The organism is Pseudoalteromonas sp. SR44-8 (genome assembly GCF_014163635.1).
Classification (GTDB): domain Bacteria; phylum Pseudomonadota; class Gammaproteobacteria; order Enterobacterales; family Alteromonadaceae; genus Pseudoalteromonas; species Pseudoalteromonas rhizosphaerae.
This window is the reverse complement of sequence record NZ_JACJDS010000084.1, coordinates 1-1,191: the sequence shown is the minus strand read 5'-3', so window position 1 is coordinate 1,191 and position 1,191 is coordinate 1. Positions and strand designations below refer to the sequence as shown.

The 1,191-nt window shown below is 40.6% G+C and carries 1 pseudogene; it reads left to right on the top strand.

Features of this window, described 5'->3' with window-relative positions:
• Positions 1-151: 151 nt before the first annotated feature.
• Positions 152-1,003 (top strand): annotated as a pseudogene (locus H5183_RS21400) (IS3 family transposase); the annotation flags it as partial.
• Positions 1,004-1,191 lie beyond the last annotated feature (188 nt).

Here is a 1,191-nt window from a genome sequence, read left to right as displayed (position 1 = left end):
AAATTAAGTGATAATAAGATGTGGACGCTAAATCAATAAGCTTTTTTCTTGCCCGGGTCATACATAGCAACTCCTGTTAAACTGTATATAAAAACAGTAGTTGATACTATGGATTTTGCAAAAAAATGCGCCTGTCCTATTTTTCTTCTAACGAGAGCGTTACCCAATCAGCGTGTTGTGTAGCGTATTCAATGTGCATCGCAGCAGCTATAAATATTGGGCCATACGGGATACAACATCGACACCAGAGCAAGTAAGGTTAGAAGCGGAAGTTAAAGTTATACATGCAATGAGTGGCGGTTCGGCTGGGGCACGGACAATCGCAGCAATTGCAACGAATAACGGTTTTGAATTAAGCCGTTATCGCGCCGCTAAGCTGATGGTTAAACTAAAACTAGAGAGCTGCCAAGTACCACAACATCAATATAAACGCGGTGGTAATGAGCACCTTGAAATCCCGAATTTTCTAGATAGGCAGTTTGATGTTGTTGAACCGAATACAGCGTGGTGCGGTGATGTGACGTATATTTGGATAGGCAATCGCTGGGCTTATTTAGCGGTCGTTGTTGATTTATTTGCACGCAAAGTCGTTGGTTGGGCAATGTCATTGTCGCCAGATACTAACTTAACGCTAAAAGCGCTTGAACTCGCGTATGAAAGCAGAGGAAAACCGACAGGACTGATGTTTCACTCAGACCAAGGAAGCCACTATACAAGCTTGAAGTATCGCCAACGTTTATGGCGCTATAAAATCACACAAAGCATGAGTCGGCGCGGAAATTGTTGGGATAATGCGCCAATGGAACGATTTTTTAGAAGCTTTAAAACGGAGTGGATGCCAAAAGTTGGATATGAAAACTTTGAAGAAGCTAAATATAGTGTGAGTGATTATATCAACGGATATTACAACAATGTTAGACCACATCATTATAATGCAGGTTTAGCACCAAATGAATCTGAGGTTAGATACCAAGATTCTAAAACTGTGGCCAAAATTAGTTGACCACTACACCTCTTCCGTTGTGGGTAACCGTATCATTATTTTTTTGCACACTGTTAGTTACAAAACTGAGAATTCAGTGGCTTGGAAGGAGTTTTAGGCAAATAAAGGCAAAGCTAGGTCATCACTTTATTTAATATCGTGTTTTTTAAACAAACCAATAAAGATGCAACTGTTCAACCTGCGCCTTT